Annotated in this window: 16 protein-coding genes; 4 read left to right on the forward strand and 12 right to left on the reverse strand. The window is 63.1% G+C overall.

Annotated features, from left to right (window positions below; all coding sequences use genetic code 11):
• Window positions 1-7 precede the first annotated feature (7 nt).
• The 8 genes from NKJ46_RS21705 to puuE all read right to left on the reverse strand — a co-directional run bounded on the left by NKJ46_RS21705 (window position 8) and on the right by puuE (window position 8,044).
• Complete coding sequence (locus tag NKJ46_RS21705) at window positions 8-1,594, reverse strand: ABC transporter substrate-binding protein (protein WP_352667425.1); 1,587 nt, start codon at window positions 1,592-1,594, stop codon at window positions 8-10.
• Between the two features lie 155 nt (window positions 1,595-1,749).
• Window positions 1,750-3,732, reverse strand: coding sequence for a CocE/NonD family hydrolase (locus tag NKJ46_RS21710; RefSeq protein WP_352667427.1), 1,983 nt, complete (start codon window positions 3,730-3,732; stop codon window positions 1,750-1,752).
• 91 nt (window positions 3,733-3,823) lie between these two features.
• Window positions 3,824-4,243: a type II toxin-antitoxin system MqsA family antitoxin gene (locus NKJ46_RS21715; RefSeq protein ID WP_352667429.1), complete on the reverse strand. Its 420-nt coding sequence runs from the start codon at window positions 4,241-4,243 to the stop codon at window positions 3,824-3,826.
• A 2-nt stretch (window positions 4,244-4,245) separates the two neighbouring features.
• Window positions 4,246-4,551, reverse strand: a complete 306-nt coding sequence (locus NKJ46_RS21720) for a type II toxin-antitoxin system MqsR family toxin (protein ID WP_352667431.1) — start codon at window positions 4,549-4,551, stop codon at window positions 4,246-4,248.
• A 54-nt stretch (window positions 4,552-4,605) separates the two neighbouring features.
• On the reverse strand, window positions 4,606-5,199 hold the full coding sequence (locus NKJ46_RS21725) for a nucleoside deaminase (protein ID WP_352667433.1): 594 nt from the start codon (window positions 5,197-5,199) through the stop codon (window positions 4,606-4,608).
• Complete coding sequence (locus NKJ46_RS21730) at window positions 5,199-5,702, reverse strand: ureidoglycolate lyase (protein ID WP_352667435.1); 504 nt, start codon at window positions 5,700-5,702, stop codon at window positions 5,199-5,201. The genes NKJ46_RS21725 and NKJ46_RS21730 overlap by 1 nt, the downstream gene beginning before the upstream one ends.
• On the reverse strand, window positions 5,699-6,547 hold the full coding sequence (locus NKJ46_RS21735; protein WP_502903428.1) for a bifunctional allantoicase/(S)-ureidoglycine aminohydrolase: 849 nt from the start codon (window positions 6,545-6,547) through the stop codon (window positions 5,699-5,701). Before NKJ46_RS21735 ends, NKJ46_RS21730 begins: the two co-directional genes overlap by 4 nt.
• Window positions 6,548-6,610: 63 nt before the next feature.
• Window positions 6,611-8,044, reverse strand: coding sequence for an allantoinase PuuE (puuE, locus tag NKJ46_RS21740; RefSeq protein ID WP_352667439.1), 1,434 nt, complete (start codon window positions 8,042-8,044; stop codon window positions 6,611-6,613).
• A gap of 173 nt (window positions 8,045-8,217) precedes the next feature.
• On the opposite strand from puuE, the gene uraH reads away from it, so the two are divergent.
• From uraH to xdhC, 4 genes are all read left to right on the forward strand, one after another.
• Window positions 8,218-8,592 (forward strand): hydroxyisourate hydrolase, encoded by a 375-nt coding sequence (gene uraH, locus NKJ46_RS21745; protein WP_352667442.1) that lies wholly within the window; start codon window positions 8,218-8,220, stop codon window positions 8,590-8,592.
• Between the two features lies 1 nt (window position 8,593).
• Complete coding sequence (gene xdhA / locus NKJ46_RS21750; RefSeq protein WP_352667444.1) at window positions 8,594-10,075, forward strand: xanthine dehydrogenase small subunit; 1,482 nt, start codon at window positions 8,594-8,596, stop codon at window positions 10,073-10,075.
• Window positions 10,075-12,426 (forward strand): xanthine dehydrogenase molybdopterin binding subunit, encoded by a 2,352-nt coding sequence (gene xdhB / locus NKJ46_RS21755; protein WP_352667446.1) that lies wholly within the window; start codon window positions 10,075-10,077, stop codon window positions 12,424-12,426. The genes xdhA and xdhB overlap by 1 nt, the downstream gene beginning before the upstream one ends.
• A 62-nt stretch (window positions 12,427-12,488) precedes the next feature.
• Entirely contained in the window at window positions 12,489-13,559 is a 1,071-nt protein-coding gene (gene xdhC, locus NKJ46_RS21760; RefSeq protein WP_352667586.1) for a xanthine dehydrogenase accessory protein XdhC, read from the forward strand.
• A gap of 9 nt (window positions 13,560-13,568) precedes the next feature.
• Here the strand turns inward: xdhC and dps are convergent, their stop codons facing one another.
• From dps to NKJ46_RS21780, 4 genes are all read right to left on the reverse strand, one after another.
• A complete protein-coding gene (dps, locus tag NKJ46_RS21765) occupies window positions 13,569-14,057 on the reverse strand; it encodes a DNA starvation/stationary phase protection protein Dps (RefSeq protein ID WP_352590942.1) in 489 nt (162 codons plus the stop codon).
• Between the two features lie 143 nt (window positions 14,058-14,200).
• Window positions 14,201-15,454, reverse strand: a complete 1,254-nt coding sequence (locus NKJ46_RS21770) for an LLM class flavin-dependent oxidoreductase (RefSeq protein ID WP_352667448.1) — start codon at window positions 15,452-15,454, stop codon at window positions 14,201-14,203.
• Window positions 15,451-16,464 (reverse strand): LLM class flavin-dependent oxidoreductase, encoded by a 1,014-nt coding sequence (locus NKJ46_RS21775; RefSeq protein WP_352667451.1) that lies wholly within the window; start codon window positions 16,462-16,464, stop codon window positions 15,451-15,453. The genes NKJ46_RS21770 and NKJ46_RS21775 overlap by 4 nt, the downstream gene beginning before the upstream one ends.
• A gap of 75 nt (window positions 16,465-16,539) precedes the next feature.
• Complete coding sequence (locus NKJ46_RS21780) at window positions 16,540-17,460, reverse strand: LysR family transcriptional regulator (RefSeq protein ID WP_352667454.1); 921 nt, start codon at window positions 17,458-17,460, stop codon at window positions 16,540-16,542.
• Window positions 17,461-17,582 lie beyond the last annotated feature (122 nt).

The following is a 17,582-nucleotide window of genomic DNA, read 5'->3' on the forward strand; positions in this document are numbered from 1 at the left end:
GCCGGGCTCAGGCTTCGAGCCAGCACTTCGCGAGAGCATATCCGTTCATCAACTCCTGATGCGGATCATCCACCCAGCCGGCAACATTGGCGCCCGTCGCGTCGATGAACTGATTGAACATCGGCAGGATCAGGCCGCCCTCGTCGCGCACCATCACAGCCATGTCGTGGTACATTGCCTTGCGCTTGGCCTCGTCGAGCTCGGCGCGAGCCGCCAGCACCATCTTGTCGAAATCCGGACGCTTGAACCGTGTGTCGTTCCAGTCGGCCGTCGACAGATAGGCGGTAGAGTACATCTGGTCCTGGGTCGACCGGCCGCCCCAGTAGGAGGCGCAGAAGGGCTGCTTATTCCAGACTTCCGACCAGTAGCCGTCGCCCGGTTCGCGCTTGATCTCCAGCTTGATGCCGGCCTTGGCCGCGCTTTGCTGGAACAGCTGTGCCGCGTCGACGGCACCGGGGAAGGCGACGTCCGACGTCCGGAGCAGGACGGCACCGTCATGGCCCGATTTCTTGTAGTGGAACTTGGCCTTGTCGGGATCGTATTTGCGCTGCTCGATCTCGGTGAATAGCGGGTACGATGCATTGATCGGGAAGTCGTTGCCGAGCGAGCCATAGCCACGCAGCACCTTGTTCAGCATTTCCTCGCGGTCGATCGCCAGCTTCAACGCCATCCGCAAGTCGTTGTTGTCGAACGGCGCGGTGTCGCAGTGCATGATGAAGACGTAGTGGCCGGGTCCAGAATGGTTGCGGATGGTGACGCCGGGCACGCGCTTGATCAGGTCGACGATCTTCGGCTCGACGCGGTTGATCATGTGGACCTGGCCGCCCTGCAGCGCCGCCGTACGCGCCGTGGCGTCGTTGATGACGATGATCTCTATCTGGTCGGCATGGCCCATCTTGTCGCCCTGCCAGTAATTGGCGAAGCGCTCGCCGCCGTGGCGCACGCCGGGCTCGTTGGTGGTGACCTTGTAAGGACCCGCCGAGATACCGGCATCGGCCTTGTCCTTGCCGCCGTTCGGCTGGATGATCAGGTGATAGTCGCTAAGCAGATAGGGCAAGTCGGCATTCGGCTCCTTCAGCGTCAGCACCACTTCCTTGCCGCTGGCCTTGATGCTCTCGATGCCTTTCATGTAACCGAGCGCGCCGGACTTCGACTTCTCGTCCGAATGGCGTTCGAGGGTGGCGGCCACGTCCTCTGCGGTCACCTTCTTGCCGTTGTGGAATTCGACGCCATCGCGGATCTTCAGCGTCCAGGTCTTGGCGTCGTCCGACGAGCCGATCTCCTCGGCGATGCGGTTCTCGAGCTTGCCTTCGGGAGACAGTTCGACGATCAGTTCGCCCCACATCTTGCCGAAGGCGAACGGCACCTGCGTCATGAACAGCGCCGGATCGAGGCTGTTGGTGGACTCGCCACCGACCAGGCCGGCCTTGAGCGTGCCGCCCTTGACCGGACCCGCCGCGCGGGAAGCGCTGGAAAGCAGCGAATTGGCGAAGGTTGCGGTGACGCCGAGCGCTGCTGCCCGGCCGAGAAAATCGCGACGGCTCAGCTTGCCGGACGCAACGCGCCGGCTCAGATATTCCAGTTCGTTCGACATGTTAAGTTCCTCACTCTGTTGGTCCGACCTTATGGTCGTTTTTTCTCATTTCGATCGGGAGAATAATGACCGTAAGGGAAAGCGGTAAGCAAGACCGAATGCGACATGCCGTGGCGTAAATCGTGCGTCGCAATTGGACCAATCGCGATAAGCGCTCAAAGCAGTGCGCGCGGGATTTTCTCCTCGAAGTTGCGCTCGAAGACCAGTTTCTCGCCTTCATAGGCTTCAATTCTGGCGCTAACCATGAAGCTTTGCGCGTCGGAGCGCATTTCGGCGAAGGTTTCGGTGCGCACCGACCATCCATTTCGCGACAGCGTCTGGGTCCAATGCGTCTTGCCCGACGCTGACAGCGGATTGTCGGGATGGATCGACCATGTCTCTCTGGCGACGCTCCCATTGGCGAGGCCATGCTCCAGGTCGCGCACCTCACCAAAATCATCGACGATGGAAAGCGTGATCATTCCGGTCTTTTCGTCGCGGTCGACACGACGCTCGGAATTGGCGGCGCGGACCGTTTCGGTTGCCCAGGGCGTTGCGCCTTCGGGGGCGGGGAAGGTGACCTCGTCGCCTGTCGCCGGCGGGCGCAGCGGCAGCATCAACGCCGCGGCCGACAATTCCAGCCGGACCGGCTCCGGCGACGGCCAGATCATCGGCCAATAGCTGTTGGAGATGGCAACACGCAAGCGGTGGCCGGCCGGCACGCGATAGGCGCATTGGTCGAGCGCCACCCGGGCGCTGACGGTTTCGCCGGGCACCAGCGCTTCGGGAAATTCGTGCGAGTTGCGATGCGTCAGGTTGAGCACGCCGTACGAGATCAGCTCCGACGCTCCGTCCGGATGGACGTCGCACAGCCGAACCGCGATGTTCGCCTGGCGCCGGTCCGACGAGACCCTGACCACAACTTCGGGAGCACCGACGATGTCGATCGCTTCGATCAGCACCGGCTGGTCGAAGCACACCGACAGCGCATCGTCGGGGCGCTGGTCACCCGGCAGTTCCGGGCCGAAGGTGAAGGGGAAATATTCGCCACCGGCAAGGCCGCAGTTTTGCGGCGAAGCGACGATAGCGTGGTTGCCTTCAGCGATAAGCTCAACCTCTTGCGTCTTGATGTTGGGTGACGGCCATTCTGATTCAGCGACCCAGCGGCCCGGCCGCTCGGGATGCCAGCGCGCCGGACGCACGCTGTCCATGACATAGGCGCGGTAGGCGGGGTCGGCCTCGACGCCGGTGTCGATGTCCTTGAGCCAGCGATCCCACCAGCGCAAGGCCTCCTGCAGGAAGCCGATGCGCGGTTCGGGCGCGGCATAATGCGGGTATTTGTGGATCCAGGGGCCGACGATGCCCTTGACCGGCGCCTCGATATTGGCGGCGAGATGGGAAATCGTATTGCGATAGCCGTCATGCCAGCCGCCGATCGACAGCACGGCGGCGTGGATGGCGGAATAGTCCTCGCAGATCGAGCCGCGCTTCCAATAGGCGTCGCGGTGCTGGTGCTTCAGCCACAGCGGCGCCAGGAAGGGCTGGTTCTCCAGCCGGGTCAGCCACAGGTCGCGCCATCTGTTGTCGCCGGCCAGCAACGGATCCGGCGGCCGCGACGAATAGGACAGCATGGTCGAGGCCCAGCCGAAATTCTCGATCAGCAGGCAGCCGCCCTTGTAATGGATGTCGTCGGCATAGCGGTCGACCGTCGAACAGAGACTGATGACCGCCTTCAGCGCCGCCGGCTGCTTGGCTGCCACCTGCAGGCAATTGAAGCCGCCCCACGAAATGCCCATCATACCGACATTGCCGTTGCACCAGGGCTGGGCCGCAGCCCAGGCGATGACATCGCAGGCGTCCTGCAGCTCTTGCTCGGAATATTCGTCGTCCATCAGCCCTTCGGAATCGCCATTGCCGCGCATGTCGACGCGGATCGAGGCGTAGCCATGGCCAGCGAAATAAGGATGCGTCAGCTGATCGCGATAGATCGTGCCGTCGCGCTTGCGGTAGGGCAGGTGCTCGAGGATCGCCGGCACTGGATCGTCGGCAGCATCGGCCGGCATCCACACCCGTGCCGACAGGCGGCAGTCGTCCGGCATGACAATGCCCATGTCCGGAAACTCGACGACCTTGCGGGGAAATTCAGTGACGATTTTCATGCGGGGCATAACGCCCCGCAGCGAGGCGACTTTCAATCGCTATTCGCGACTGGAGCAGCAAATTATGCGACCTGTCAGAGAGGCCGCGCGGCTACCGCAACTCGTCCACCAACTCCGGGTGTCTTTCCAACAGCGTCATCAGCTGAATGGTTGGGCCACTCGGCTCGATCAGACCCCGTTCATATTTGTCGAAAGCGTTCTCGCCGACCTTGAACAAGGATCCTGCCTCGCGCTGCGACAGTTTGAGCTTTGTGCGCACGCGGCGGATGGTGGCCGGTGCCGGAACGCCGTCGATCTTTTCCTTGAGGATGCGGAGCGCTGCATCGACGACGGTCATGTCGTCTCCGACATGCACGCCCTCACTTCCCGAAGAGGGATAATAACCCGGCAGGTCGACGATCATGCTCTCGCCCTTGTAAGTCACAGTGAACGGACGCACCCCACGCGTCAGCGTTTCTCCTGTTTCGGGGGAGATTATGCTATTCGTTTCGTTATTTTCTTTCATCGCCATGGTCACTTTTCCTTGAACGACATGACTGTGAATTCGGTCACCACGTCCGCCTGAAATTTCACGTAAAGAACCAGGTCGCGTGCTGGCACGTAATAGACATCTTGCCAGACACGATGGTCGGCGAACGTCGTCATCGACTTTACAAACATCTTCCGCGTGATGCCGCCGATCACCTCGACAATACCGGCGCGATCAAAGCCCAGCCCAATGGCATCCCGCAGGGCGGACGTCGTGATTGCCAGCGTGTCGACAGAACCCAACTCGGCCTTGATTGCATCAAGATCGTAAGTGGGTCTGCGTTTCTCCATAACGCAATATGCCACCATAAAGGTGGCAATTCAAGCCATTGAACTTTGCTGCATTCAACTCAGCGGAATGTCGTTGTCGGCCTTGCCAGCCTGGTAGGCGCCGGACAGTTCGTCGTAGCGCGCGGAGATTTTGCCGATCCGCGTTTCCAGTCGCAGGCGCTCGATCTCGGGCAGCGACCGCACCAATTTGCGGATCGAGAGGCTCTTCCAATAGGCGTTCTCGGCATTGTAGCCGCCGGGGTCGAGGGTGAAGACCTCCTTCAGGATCTTCAGATCGTGCGGGATGTCGAAGCTGTCGCGCGAATCCTCGTGGCTGAACAGATAGTAGAAATTGTCGAAGCCGGTCCAGGTGATCGCCGACAGGCAGAGCGAGCAAGGTTCGTGAGTGGCAAGAAAGATCGCATCCCTGGTATCGACGCGCTCGGCCTTCGGCATTTCGTAGAAGCGCTTCAGGCAATGCACCTCGCCGTGCCAGAGCGGGTTTTCTGTCTCATTGTTGGTTTCGGCCAGCACCAGCGAACGGTCGTCCTTGCGCAGGATCGCCGCGCCGAACAACTTGTTGCCATGCGCGACGCCTTCGACGGTCTTCGGCACGATGTCGTGCTCGATGACGTCGAGCAGGCGGTCGATCAGCGAAATGTCGGTCATCATCGGCTCCCATCGGGAAGATCGATCTCGTAGGCGTGCGAGAAATGGCACTCTTCGAGATTGGAGCCGTCGCCGCCACGATCGACGATCAGGAAGTCCTGCGGCTCGCCGATCGGCGTCAGCACGCCGTGCCACAAATTGCGCGGATAGTTGACACCTTGCCCGGGCGCAGTGATGAAGGCATGCGGCTCGCCCGGGCCTTCCTCGCCATCATGGCAGACGACGACTAGGAACGGCCGTGGTGACAGCGGGATGAAGGCCTGGCTGCCGAACGGATGGCGCTCCACCATGGTAAGCTTCAACGGCAGCTCAGAGGGCGTGCCACGCACCATCGAGATCAGCACGCGCGCATTCGGCCCTCGTGCTTCCGCGGTGGCGAGGTCGTGGTAGCGCTCTGCCTTGCCGTCATTGATCGGATAATGGTTGTCGCCGCCCATATCGATAACGTCGCCGAATTCGGCGAAATTCTCGCGGGTCAGCGGCCGCGCGACGATGCGGGTCATGGTGTAGGTCTCGCGACGCCGGCGCTGCCAAGCTTGGCGTGGCGGTTGACGTCCTTGTAGAGGAGATAGCGGAATTTGCCTGGGCCGCCGGCATAACAAGCCTGCGGGCAGAAGGCGCGCAGCCACATATAGTCGCCAGCCTCGACTTCTACCCAGTCCTGGTTGAGACGATAGACCGCCTTGCCCTCCAGCACATAGAGCCCGTGCTCCATGACATGCGTTTCGGCGAAGGGAATGACCGCACCCGGCTCGAGCGTGACGATGGTGACATGCATGTCGTGCCGCATGTCTTCAGGATCGACGAAGCGCGTCGTCGCCCATCGGCCTTCGGTACCCGGCATCGGCGTCGGCGCGATGTCCTGTTCGTTGGCGAAGAACGCTTGCGGCGGCTCGATGCCGTCGACTGCATCATAAGTCTTGCGGATCCAGTGGAAGCGGACGGCGGCGGCGCTTTCATTGTGCACCGTCCACCCGCTCGCCGGCGGCAGGAAGGCAAAGCCGCCCGGCCTCAAGCTATGTTTCTTGCCGGCAAGCGAAACGCTTAGCTCGCCTTCGACCACGAACAGCGCACCTTCAGCGGCGGCGTCAAGCTCAGGGCGGTCGCTGCCGCCGCCAGGCGCGAGCTCGACGATATATTGCGAAAACGTCTCGGCAAAACCCGACAGCGGCCGCGACAGCACCCAGACGCGTGTCCCATCCCAGAACGGCAAGGCGCTGGTGACGATGTCCTGCATCACGCCTTTGGGGATGACGGCATAGGCCTGCGTGAATACAGCGCGGCCGGTCAGCAATTCGCTCTGGCCGGGATGTCCGCCCTGCGGCGCATAATAGGTTCGCTCGGCCATTTTCATCATATCCATAAATTCAAGCCTGTTGCGGAAGCCAGGGCCCATCGCGGCAGCCAAAGCCTATTGCGGAAGCATGTCCTTGAGACGAAGCAGCGCGATGCGCTCGACCTGTCTGCAGGCGGTTTCGAATTCGACATCGTGGCTGTTGCCAATACGCGCCTCGAACTCGGCCAGGATCTCCCCCTTGGTCTTGCCTTTCACCGCAATAATGAAGGGGAAACCGAAACTGGTGACGTAGGCGGCATTGAGTTTTGCGAACAGCTCGCGCTCCTTGTCGGTCAGCGCGTCGAGGCCGGCCGAAGCCTGTTCCCTCGACGATTCCGCCGTCAGCCGCTTGGCCTGCGCCAGTTTTCCGGCAAGATCGGGGTGGGCATTGAGCACGGAAAGCCGCTCGGCCTCGCTTGCCGCGCGAAAGACGCGGCAGAGCGCATTGTGCAGGCCGCCGGCACTGTCATGCGCCGGGCCGAGCTCCAGCTCATAAGCGCGCTCGGCAATCCACGGCGAATGCTCGAAGACGCCGCCGAATGCCTGGACGAAGGGCTCGAATTCCATTTTCGACGGGCGCAGCGCCGGCAGCCGGAACGGATGCGTCTCCTGCCAGTGTTTTGCAATGTCGATGCGCCGTGCCAGCCAGACCTTGTCGTGCGATTTGACGTAGTCGATGAAGCGCTTCAATGCCGCGACCCGGCCCGGCCGCCCGACGAGGCGGCAGTGCAGGCCGATATTCATCATGCGCGGCCGCCCTGCCTTGCCCTCGGCATAGAGCGTGTCGAAACTATCCCTGAGATAGGCAAAGAACTGGTCGCCCGAGTTGAAGCCCTGCGGCGTGGCAAAGCGCATGTCGTTGGCGTCGAGCGTATAAGGGATGACCAGCTGCGGCTTCGCCGACCCATCCGGTGCCACATGCTCGAACCAGTAGGGCAGTTCGTCATCATAGGTGTCCGACACATAGTCGAAGCCACCCTCTTCCGCTGCCAGCCGCACGGTGTTGATCGAGGTGCGGCCGGTGTACCAGCCGGTCGGCCGCGCACCTGTGACCTCATAATGCAGCCGGATCGCCGCTTCCATGTCGCGGCGCTCTTCTTCCGGGGTATGGTCGCGGTAGTCGATCCATTTCAGCCCGTGCGAAGCGATCTCCCAGCCGGCCTCCTGCATCGCCGCAACCTGGTCGGGCGAACGCGCCAGGGCCGTGGCGACGCCGTAACAGGTGATCGGCACTTGCGCCTCGCTGAACAGGCGCAGCAATCGCCAGAAGCCGGCGCGGGCGCCGTATTCGTAGATCGATTCCATGTTCCAGTGGCGCTGGCCGGGCCAGGGCGCGGCGCCGACGATCTCCGACAGGAAAGCCTCCGAAGCCTTGTCGCCGTGGAGGACGCAATTCTCGCCGCCCTCTTCGTAATTGACGACGAACTGCACCGCGACATGCGCCCCGCCGGGCCATTTCGGATCCGGCGGATTGGCTCCGTAGCCGCGCATGTCTCGTTCGTAACGCATTCTCGCTCCTGCCGGAAATTGTGATCAGAATAGTCGAAAGGAGTGCCTGCGCATTCCCCCGAAATTTTTGAAAGTGTTTTTGTCGCGCTCCGCTCGACCGGGACTTATGCATCGCCTTTAATTGGCGCACAATTCATGAATAGTGTTCGACTATGCAGGGAATGGAGCAGCCAGTGGCGGAAACGTCGAAAGCCGAAGGCGGGCGCCTGACGACCCATGTCCTCGACACTGCAGCCGGCAAGCCGGCGGCCGGTCTGTCGATCGAACTCTATCATCTTGACGGCCAGGCCCGGACGCATCTGAAGACGGTGGTCACCAATGACGACGGCCGTTGCGATGCTCCGCTGCTTGCCGGCGCGGAATTCCGTACCGGCGAATACGAGCTGATCTTTGCGGCCGGCGATTATCTGCGCCGGCAGGGGACAAAACTGCCGGAACCGGCCTTCCTCGACCATGTGCCGATCCGCTTCGGCATGGCCGAGCTGATGCACTATCATGTGCCGCTGCTTCTGTCGCCGTATGGCTATTCGACTTACCGGGGAAGCTGAGATGGCCGGGATCAAGACACGCAACGAAATCCGCTTCATCCTCAATGGCGAGGACGTCGCGCTCGGCACGGTTGCACCCGACCAGACACTGCTCGACTGGCTGCGGCTCGACCGCTCGCTGCGCGGCACCAAGGAAGGTTGCGCCGAGGGCGACTGCGGCGCCTGCACGGTGCTGGTCGGTAGGCTCTCGGGTGGAACACTGGTCTATGAAAGCGTCAATGCCTGCATCCGCTTCCTTGGCTCGCTAGACGGCACGCATGTCGTGAGCGTCGAGCATCTGCGCGGCGACGCAGGAAAACTGCACCCCGTGCAGCAGGCGATGGTCGATTTCCACGGCTCGCAATGCGGCTTCTGCACGCCGGGTTTCGTCATGTCGCTTTATGCTCTGTGGATGCGGTCACCGGAGCCGTCGGACGCCGCCATCGAAAAAGCGCTGCAAGGCAATCTCTGCCGCTGCACCGGCTACGAGGCGATCATGCGCGCCGCGCGTGCCATCTCCAGCTACGGCAAGGCGGCCAAGGACCCGCTGGCGGCAGAGCGCAAGGCCGTCACGGCCAAGCTCGAAGCGATGAAGGACGGTTCGCGCATCGAAATCGGCTCCGGCAACAAACGGCTGATCGTGCCGGCCAATGCCGACGATCTGGCCAGCGTGCTGGTCAAGGAGCCGGGGGCGACCATCGTCGCGGGTTCGACCGATGTCGGCCTTTGGGTGACCAAGCACATGCGCGATATTGCGCCGGCGGTTTTTATCGGCAATCTCGACGGTCTGTGCGGGATGTCCGAGGACAAGGGCGTCGTCTCGATCGGCGCCGGTGTCACCTATAGCGAAGCCTTCGCGACGCTGGCGAAACGCATTCCGGCGCTAGGCCCGCTGTTCGATCGCATCGGCGGCGATCAGGTGCGCAACATGGGCACCATCGGCGGCAATATCGCCAATGGCTCGCCGATCGGCGACACGCCGCCGCCGCTGATCGCACTCGGTGCCCGCCTGACGCTGCGCCGCGGCGACAAGCGGCGGACGATCCCGCTCGAGGAGTTTTTCATCGCCTATGGCAAGCAGGACCGGCAATCCGGCGAATTCGTCGAGGCCGTGCATGTTCCGGTGCCGGGCAGCGAGACGAAATTTGCCGTCTACAAGATCACCAAGCGCCGCGACGAAGACATCACAGCAGCGCTAGGCGCGTTTTTCCTGAAGCTCGCCGGTGATGGCAAGGTGGCGGACGTGCGCATCGCATATGGCGGCATGGCGGCAACGCCGAAGCGAGCCTTTGGCGTCGAAAAGGCATTGCTTGGCAAGCCCTGGACGGAAGCGACGGTCGAGGCGGCGATGGCCGCGTATGCCGGCGATTTCACCCCGCTGACCGACATGCGGGCAAGCGCCGAATACCGGGCGCTGACGGCGCGCAACCTGCTGCTGCGCTTCTTTGCTGAAACCACCGGCACCCGGGCGCCGATCCAGGTATCACGGCACGAGGCGGCATGATGAACAAGCACGCCACGCCAAACCTGAAGGCGCAAAAAATCGCCGGCGGCGTCGCCACCGACCAGCGCCATGATTCCGCGCACAAGCATGTCAGTGGCACGGCCGTCTATATCGACGACATGCCGGAACCGGCCGGCACGCTGCACGGCTGCCTTGGGCTTTCGACGGCGACGCATGCCACCATCACCAGCATGGACCTTTCGGCGGTGCGCGCCGCACCCGGCGTCATCGATGTGCTGACGGCGAGCGACGTGCCAGGCGAGAACGACATTTCGCCAACCGGCCGTCACGACGAGCCGGTGCTGGCCGACGGCAAGGTGCAATTCTTTGGCCAGCCGATCTTCTGCGTCATTGCCGAAACCCGCGAGCAGGCGCGCCGCGCGACGAGGCTGGCCAAGGTCGAATACAAGGAATTGCCGTTCGTCGCCGATATCGCCGAGCTCGATCCCCGGAAAGACAAGCTGGTCACGCCGCCGCTGACGTTGAAGCGGGGTGATGCAGCGGCTGCGATCAACGCGGCGCCGCGCCGGCTGAAGGGAAAAATGCGCATAGGCGGCCAGGAGCATTTCTATCTCGAAGGCCATATCGCCTTGGCCATTCCTGGCGAGGACCACGACGTCACCATCTATTCCTCGACCCAGCACCCGAGCGAAATCCAGCACATGGTCAGCCATGCGCTAGGTGTTCCGAGCCACGCGGTGACGGTGGAAATCCGCCGGATGGGCGGCGCTTTCGGTGGCAAGGAAACGCAAGGCAATCAGTTTGCGGCATTGGCTGCTATCGCCGCGAAGAAACATCATCGGGCCGTGAAAATCCGGCCCGACCGCGACGACGACATGATCGCCACCGGCAAACGCCACGATTTCCTCGTCGACTACGAGGTCGGCTTCGACGACGAGGGTAATATTCTGGGCGTAGATTTCATGTTCGCGGCGCGCTGCGGCTTCTCGGCCGACCTCTCCGGCCCGGTCACCGACCGCGCCCTGTTCCATTGCGACAACACCTATTTCTGGCCGGCGGTGCACGCGCAATCGGCGCCGCTCTACACCAATACGGTATCGAACACCGCCTTTCGCGGCTTCGGCGGTCCGCAAGGCATGGTCGGCGCCGAGCGCGTCATCGACGAAGTCGCGTTTGCCGTCGGCAAGGACCCGCTCGAAATCCGCAAGAAGAATTTCTACGGCACCAGCGACCGTAACATCACGCCCTACCACCAGACGGTCGAGGACAACATCATCCACCGCATCGTCGCCGAGCTGGAGGCGAGTTCCGACTATGCGAGGCGCCGCCGCACCATCGATGCTTTCAATGCCAACAGCCGCTTCATCAAGCACGGACTGGCGCTGACGCCGGTCAAGTTCGGCATCTCGTTCACCGCCACCCACTACAACCAGGCCGGCGCGCTGGTGCATGTCTATACCGACGGTTCGGTGCATCTGAACCACGGCGGCACCGAGATGGGGCAGGGCCTCTATGTCAAGGTGGCGCAGGTCGTGGCGGAAGAGTTCCAGATCGACCTCGATCAGGTCAAGATCACCGCGACGACGACCGGCAAGGTGCCGAACACCTCGGCCACCGCCGCGTCTTCCGGCTCCGATCTCAACGGCATGGCGGCGCAGAATGCCGCCCGCCAGATCAAGGACCGGTTGACCAATTTTGCCGTCGAGAGATACCAGGTGCCGCGCGACCAGGTGCTGTTCCTGCCCAACCGCGTGCGCATCGGCAACCAGGAGATCGCCTTCGCCGATCTCGTCAGGCAGGCCTATATGGCGCGCATCCAGCTTTCGGCGGCGGGTTTCTACAAGACGCCGAAAATCCATTGGGACCGCGACAAGGGCGAGGGCCATCCCTTCTATTATTTCGCCTATGGCGCCGCGTGCTCGGAAGTCTCTGTCGACACGCTGACCGGCGAATATATCGTCGAGCGCACCGACATCCTGCACGAAACCGGCCGCTCGCTGAATCGCGCCATCGACCTCGGCCAGATCGAGGGCGGTTTCATCCAAGGCATGGGCTGGCTGACGACGGAGGAACTGTGGTGGGACGACAAGGGGCGGCTGCGCACCCATGCGCCATCTACCTACAAGATCCCGCTCGCGTCGGACCGGCCGAAGATTTTTAACGTGACTTTGGCCGACTGGGCGCAAGCGGGCGAGCCGACGGTGCACCGCTCCAAGGCGGTCGGCGAGCCGCCTTTCCCGCTCGCCATGTCGGTGCTGCATGCGCTGTCGGACGCAGTGGCGAGCGTTGCCGGCCACAAGATCTGCCCGCGCCTCGACCCGCCGGCCACGCCGGAGCGTGTGCTGATGGCGATCGAACGGCTGAAGCGGGAAGCCAGGACCGGCACTTGAATCCCGGAAAACGTGCAATTCAGGCCGAAAAACTCTATATTTCCCAATAGGGAACGCGAATGATGGAGGCGAAAGTGCAGAGCCTGAAAGCCTTTCTTGCCGGTGCCGGCCGCATCGCGCTGGTTGAGGTGGCCGGGACAAAAGGTTCGACGCCGCGCGAAACGGGTGCCTTCATGCTCGTCTCAGGATCGGCCACTTTCGGCACGATCGGTGGCGGCCAGCTCGAATACATGGCGATCGACAAAGCGCGGCAGATGCTTTTCTCCCCCCTTGAGGGGGGTGAGGAGCGGTCGGCCAATGGCCGAGAAAAAGCCAACGATTTGGCTTTTTCAGCGACGAACGCCCGGAGCCATAGCGAAGGGCAAGCCGCGGAGCGGCCAGAGGGGGTCGTCTCAGAAGGTACCGCCAGCGCGTCGAGCACTGCCGCGGCGACCCCACCCGGCGGCTTCGCCGCCACCCTCCCCTCAAGAGGGAGGGATATCCGCGCCACGCTCGACATCGCGCTCGGGCCGGAGATCGGCCAATGCTGCGGCGGCAGGGTCGAGCTGCTGATCCGGCTGGTCAACGCCGCGCATGAGGCCAAGCTTGTTGCGGAGGCGGAGGCCGAGGAGGCGCAACTGCCGCATGTCTACATCTTCGGCGGCGGCCATGTCGGCCATGCGCTGGCCTCGGCGGTGGCTTTGCTGCCGGTACGTGTCGTCGTTGTCGAGACGCGAGCCGAGGCGCTGGGGGGCATGCCGGATACGGTCGAAACCAAGCTGACGCCGATGCCTGAGGCAATGGTGCGCGAAGCCCCGGCTGGATCCGCCTTCGTCGTCCTTACCCACGACCATGCGCTGGACTTCCTGATCGTCGCCGAGGCGCTGAAACGCCGCGATGCCGCCTATGTCGGCATGATCGGCTCCAGAACCAAGAAGGCGACGTTCCGGAACTGGTTCCTGAAATCGGCGGACGGAGGCGAGGCGGAATTTGCCCGCCTCGTCTCGCCGATCGGCAGCGGTGCCGTCAAGGACAAGCGCCCGCAGGTGATCGCCGCACTCGCCGCGGCCGAAATCATGACGGCGTTGGCCGCTCACGCGATAGCACCGGCAGCTCCGTCCAAAGCTCGTCGCGGCAAAGCGATGGCCGGCTGACGTTTCCTGTTATTCCTTCTCCTGCGTGTGCGCCTCCAGGAACCACAGTAATTTGTCGAGCGAGCGCGAATAGGCGGTGAAGATGTCGGCGGTGTCGGCGTCGCCCGCACCGGCCGCTTCGTCGATTGCCGCGCGTGCCCGCTTGGCGGTTGCGGCATACCGGTCGATCAGCGCCGCCAGGTGATCCCGGGTCTTGTGGATGTCGGTCGGATAGGCCTCCAGCATACTCGCCTTCGACACCTCTTGCGATGTGCCGAGCGCCGTGCCGCCGAGCTGTACGGCGCGCTCGGCAATGGTGTCGACATGGCCGTCGATCTCCTCGCGGAACGTGTCGAGCATCTCATGGATGGCGATGAATTGCGGTCCCTTGACGTTCCAGTGCGCCTGCTTGGTGATCAAGGCCAGATCGATGGCGTCGGCGAGGCGGGCATTGAGAAGGTCGATACACTCTTTCTTAGCATTGGATTGCAGGTCGTTGCGGGTGGCGATGGCATCCATGATCGGCTCCTGTGGCGGTGCGTCCGCGTGGTTTGAAGAGGGCGAAGTTTGTGGAAGGTCAATCGAATATGCGCGCAGACGCCCTCATCGCCGCGGCACAGCATCCCAAAACGGCGATCTCCGACTTTCGTTCCGCTCGTCGTTTACGCCGGCCTTTTCAAGCCCAGATGGTCGCGCAGCGTGCTGCCTTCATAATCCTTCCGGAACAGCCCGCGCCGCTGCAGCTCCGGCACGACGAGTGTGGCAAAGGCATCGAGTTCGCCGGGAAAATAGGATGGCATGACGTTGAAACCGTCTGCCGCGCCGCCCTCGAAGCGTGCCTCGAGCTCGTCGGCGATCTGGGCCGGCGTTCCGACGACGCGCCAATGGCCGCGCGCGCCGGCGAAATGACGGGCAAGCTGGCGAATGGACAGCTTGTTGCGGCGTGATTGCTCGATGACCAGCGCCTGCCGGCTCTGCATGCCTTCGCTGGCCGGCAGCTCGGGCAGCGGTCCGTCGATGGGATAGCGCGCGAGATCGGATATGCTGAGATAGCTGGAAAGCAGCGCGACGCCGACATCGTCCGGTATCAGCTCCTGCAGTTCATCGTGTTTTGCCCGGGCTTCCGCTTCGCTTGCCGCGACGACCGGCGCGACGCCGGGCATGATCTTGACGTCCTCCGGCTCGCGCCCATGGGCCGCCAGCCGTGCCTTGAGGTCGTCATAGAAGGCCTTCGCCTCCTCGAATGTCTGCGCCGCCGTGAACACCACGTCGGCGGTCCGGGCGGCGAGATCGCGGCCTTCGTCCGACGCTCCCGCCTGAACCATGACCGGTGCACCTTGTGGCGAGCGCGGCAGATCGAGCGGGTCGCGCACCGAAAAACTTCTGCCTTCGTATCCACCCTGGCCTCGCCAAAGGCCGGTAACCACGGCAGCGAATTCGCGTGCTCGCCCGTAACGGTCCGCATGCGGGCGCAGTCCGGTCGAGCCGAAATTGGCGGCCTCGATCTGGCTGGCCGAAGTGACAAGGTTCCAGCCGGCTCGGCCGCCGCTCAGATGGTCGAGCGACAGGAAGGTCCGCGCCAGTCCGTAAGGCTCGTTATAGCTCGTCGACGCCGTGGAGACGAGGCCGATGCGCTCCGTCTGGACGGCGAGCGAGGCAAGCAGGCTGATCGGCTCGAAGCCGATCGAGCGCGACGTTTGGCTGGCGATGTTGACATTGGCCTCGCGCACACCGGCGGCGTCCTCGCAGAAGATCATGTCGAACTTTGCCGCTTCCGCCGTCCGCGCCAGCTGGATGTAATGATCGATCTCGATGCCGGCCGTGACATGCGCCTGCGGATGGCGCCAGGCGGCGATATGGTGGCCTGTCGCCCACAGGAAGGCGCCGAGCTTCATCTGGCCTCGACCGGCGCTCATTGCCGATCCTCCCCTGCAAGCCCGAGATGGGCGCGCAGTGTCGCCGCGCTATAGCCGGACCGGACAAGGCCGCGGCGGCGAAGCTCCGGCAGCACGAGACCGATGAAATCGTCGAGCGCCGATGTGAACGGCGTGTCGATGTTGAAACCGTCGCAGGCTTTCGAGCGAAAGTACTCTTCGAGCCTGTCCGCAAACAGGTCCGGTGCGGCGGTTATTTCGGCGCTGACGGTAACGTTCATCAGCACTTTCAGCGCCTCCGGCCTGCGCCCGACGGCAAGCGCACGGCGCTTCAGATCGCCAGCCTCCGCCGGCCCGATCGATGGCTCATCCAGCAGGACGGCACCGGCGGTGCGGGCGGCGATATCCATCGCGGGCTCGGACAGGCCGGACATGACCAGCACCGGAGTGTCCTGCGGCGACCGCGCCACGTTGAGCGGCCCGCGCACGGAAAAATATTCGCCCTTGTGGTCGAGAACGTGCATCTTCTCGGGATCGAAGAAGCGGCCGCCAACTTTGTCGAACAGCAGCACGTCTGCGTCCCAGCCGTTCCACAAGCCTTGCACGATGCCGATGAATTCATCGGCGCGCAGGCGGAAATCGTCGCCGGAAAACCCTTCCGGTCGGCTGAAATTGGCCGCCTCGCGCGGGTCGGGCATCATGCTCGCGTTCCAGCCGGCGCGGCCATGGCTGATAATATCGAGCGAAGCGAAACGGCGCGCGAGATTGTAGGGCTGGTGGGCGACCGTCGAGGCTGCAGCGACGAGGCCGATCCTGCTTGTCACCGTCGCCAGGGCCGCCGCCAAGGTCGTTGCTTCGAAGCGCATTTGCCGGTTCAGCCCGCCTGCAACCGGCGCGGAATCGCCGAGCAACACCATGTCCAGGCCGGCCGCTTCGGCTTCTTGCACGAACCGCGTCAGCAGACTGAAGTCCGGGCCGGCGTCGGGCGGATGGGAAGGGGCGGCTTCCGGAGACAGTGAAACGGCGAGACACATTGTGGCGCCGTTGGCCATCGCTTTTCCCTGTTGAGCGAGATTCCTTGGGAATTATCTCGTCGGCTGGACGGAAAGCAACCGGCCAGCGGGCGATCATTTGCCGGCCAGAATATCCCTGATCAGCCGCTGGCAGCGCTCGGCCATGAAATCGAGCAGCAGCCGCACCTTCGGATCCTGCAGCTTCTTGTGCGGGTAGACGGCGGCGAACTGCACCGGCGTCGGCGGCGTGTTGCTCAGGATCACCTTCAGCCGGTGGTCGCGGATAAACGGCTCGACCTCGAAGCGCGGCTTGTTGATGATGCCGCGGCCGGACAGCGCCCAGCCGGTCAGCACGTCGCCATCATCGGTATCGTAGGGGCCGTGCACCTCGAACTTTTGCGGGCCGTTCGGCGTCTGCAGCGTCCACACATATTCGCGCGCGCCGGAATAGCGCAGCATCAGGCAATCGTGTTTCTTGCCGATCAACTCCTGCGGCTCGGTCGGCTCGCCGCGCACTTCCAGATATTGCGGAGCCGCTACCAGCACGCGCTCGCATTCCATGATGCCGCGCATCCTGAGGCTGGAATCCTCGATGATGCCCAGCCGGAACGCAACGTCGATTCCTTCCTTCATGATATCGACATTGTGATCGGAAAGCCGGAGCCGCACCTCGATATCTGGGTACCTGTCGTGGAAATCCGGGATGCCGGATGCCACCAGCCGCCGCCCGAGGCCGAGCGGCGCTGTCACCTTTATGGTGCCGCGCGGCTGGCCGGATAACGCGCTCACCGCCGCTTCCGCCTCGGTGACCGCCTCCAGCACCTGCTTGGCGCCGGAGTAGAACACCGTGCCGTGCTCGGTCGGCATCAATTGCCGCGTCGTACGGTTGAACAGCCTGACGCCCAGGTGCTTCTCGAGCTCCTTGATCCGGTTGGAAGCGACCGCCGGCGAAATGCGCATGTCGCGCCCAGCCGCCGACAAATTGCCAAGCTCGACGACGCGGACAAAAACGGCGATGTTATCGAGATAGGCCATGCGGCTTCCGTGGCTCTCATGTGGCTGCGTATGATCAACCTAGTATTTTCCAATTTTTTTTGAAAGTCATCGTGCGTCTCGGCCCTTTCCGTTTGCGCTCCAGTCCGTAAAGTCAGTGGGTC

This window comes from Mesorhizobium sp. M0166 (assembly GCF_040322255.1).
Classification (GTDB): Bacteria; Pseudomonadota; Alphaproteobacteria; order Rhizobiales; family Rhizobiaceae; genus Mesorhizobium.

Excerpts from the sequence above, each read along its gene's own strand:
- xdhA (WP_352667444.1), top strand. The coding sequence starts at position 8,594 with ATGGCCGGGATCAAGACACGCAACGAAATCCGCTTCATCCTCAATGGC.
- NKJ46_RS21780 (WP_352667454.1), bottom strand. The coding sequence starts at position 17,460 with ATGGCCTATCTCGATAACATCGCCGTTTTTGTCCGCGTCGTCGAGCTT.
- NKJ46_RS21725 (WP_352667433.1), bottom strand. The coding sequence starts at position 5,199 with ATGACCGACATTTCGCTGATCGACCGCCTGCTCGACGTCATCGAGCAC.
- xdhB (WP_352667446.1), top strand. The coding sequence starts at position 10,075 with ATGAACAAGCACGCCACGCCAAACCTGAAGGCGCAAAAAATCGCCGGC.
- NKJ46_RS21775 (WP_352667451.1), bottom strand. The coding sequence starts at position 16,464 with ATGGCCAACGGCGCCACAATGTGTCTCGCCGTTTCACTGTCTCCGGAA.
- NKJ46_RS21715 (WP_352667429.1), bottom strand. The coding sequence starts at position 4,243 with ATGGCGATGAAAGAAAATAACGAAACGAATAGCATAATCTCCCCCGAA.
- NKJ46_RS21735 (WP_502903428.1), bottom strand. The coding sequence starts at position 6,547 with ATGGCCGAGCGAACCTATTATGCGCCGCAGGGCGGACATCCCGGCCAG.
- NKJ46_RS21705 (WP_352667425.1), bottom strand. The coding sequence starts at position 1,594 with ATGTCGAACGAACTGGAATATCTGAGCCGGCGCGTTGCGTCCGGCAAG.
- NKJ46_RS21770 (WP_352667448.1), bottom strand. The coding sequence starts at position 15,454 with ATGAGCGCCGGTCGAGGCCAGATGAAGCTCGGCGCCTTCCTGTGGGCG.
- dps (WP_352590942.1), bottom strand. The coding sequence starts at position 14,057 with ATGGATGCCATCGCCACCCGCAACGACCTGCAATCCAATGCTAAGAAA.
- xdhC (WP_352667586.1), top strand. The coding sequence starts at position 12,489 with ATGGAGGCGAAAGTGCAGAGCCTGAAAGCCTTTCTTGCCGGTGCCGGC.
- NKJ46_RS21710 (WP_352667427.1), bottom strand. The coding sequence starts at position 3,732 with ATGAAAATCGTCACTGAATTTCCCCGCAAGGTCGTCGAGTTTCCGGAC.
- NKJ46_RS21730 (WP_352667435.1), bottom strand. The coding sequence starts at position 5,702 with ATGACCCGCATCGTCGCGCGGCCGCTGACCCGCGAGAATTTCGCCGAA.
- puuE (WP_352667439.1), bottom strand. The coding sequence starts at position 8,044 with ATGCGTTACGAACGAGACATGCGCGGCTACGGAGCCAATCCGCCGGAT.
- NKJ46_RS21720 (WP_352667431.1), bottom strand. The coding sequence starts at position 4,551 with ATGGAGAAACGCAGACCCACTTACGATCTTGATGCAATCAAGGCCGAG.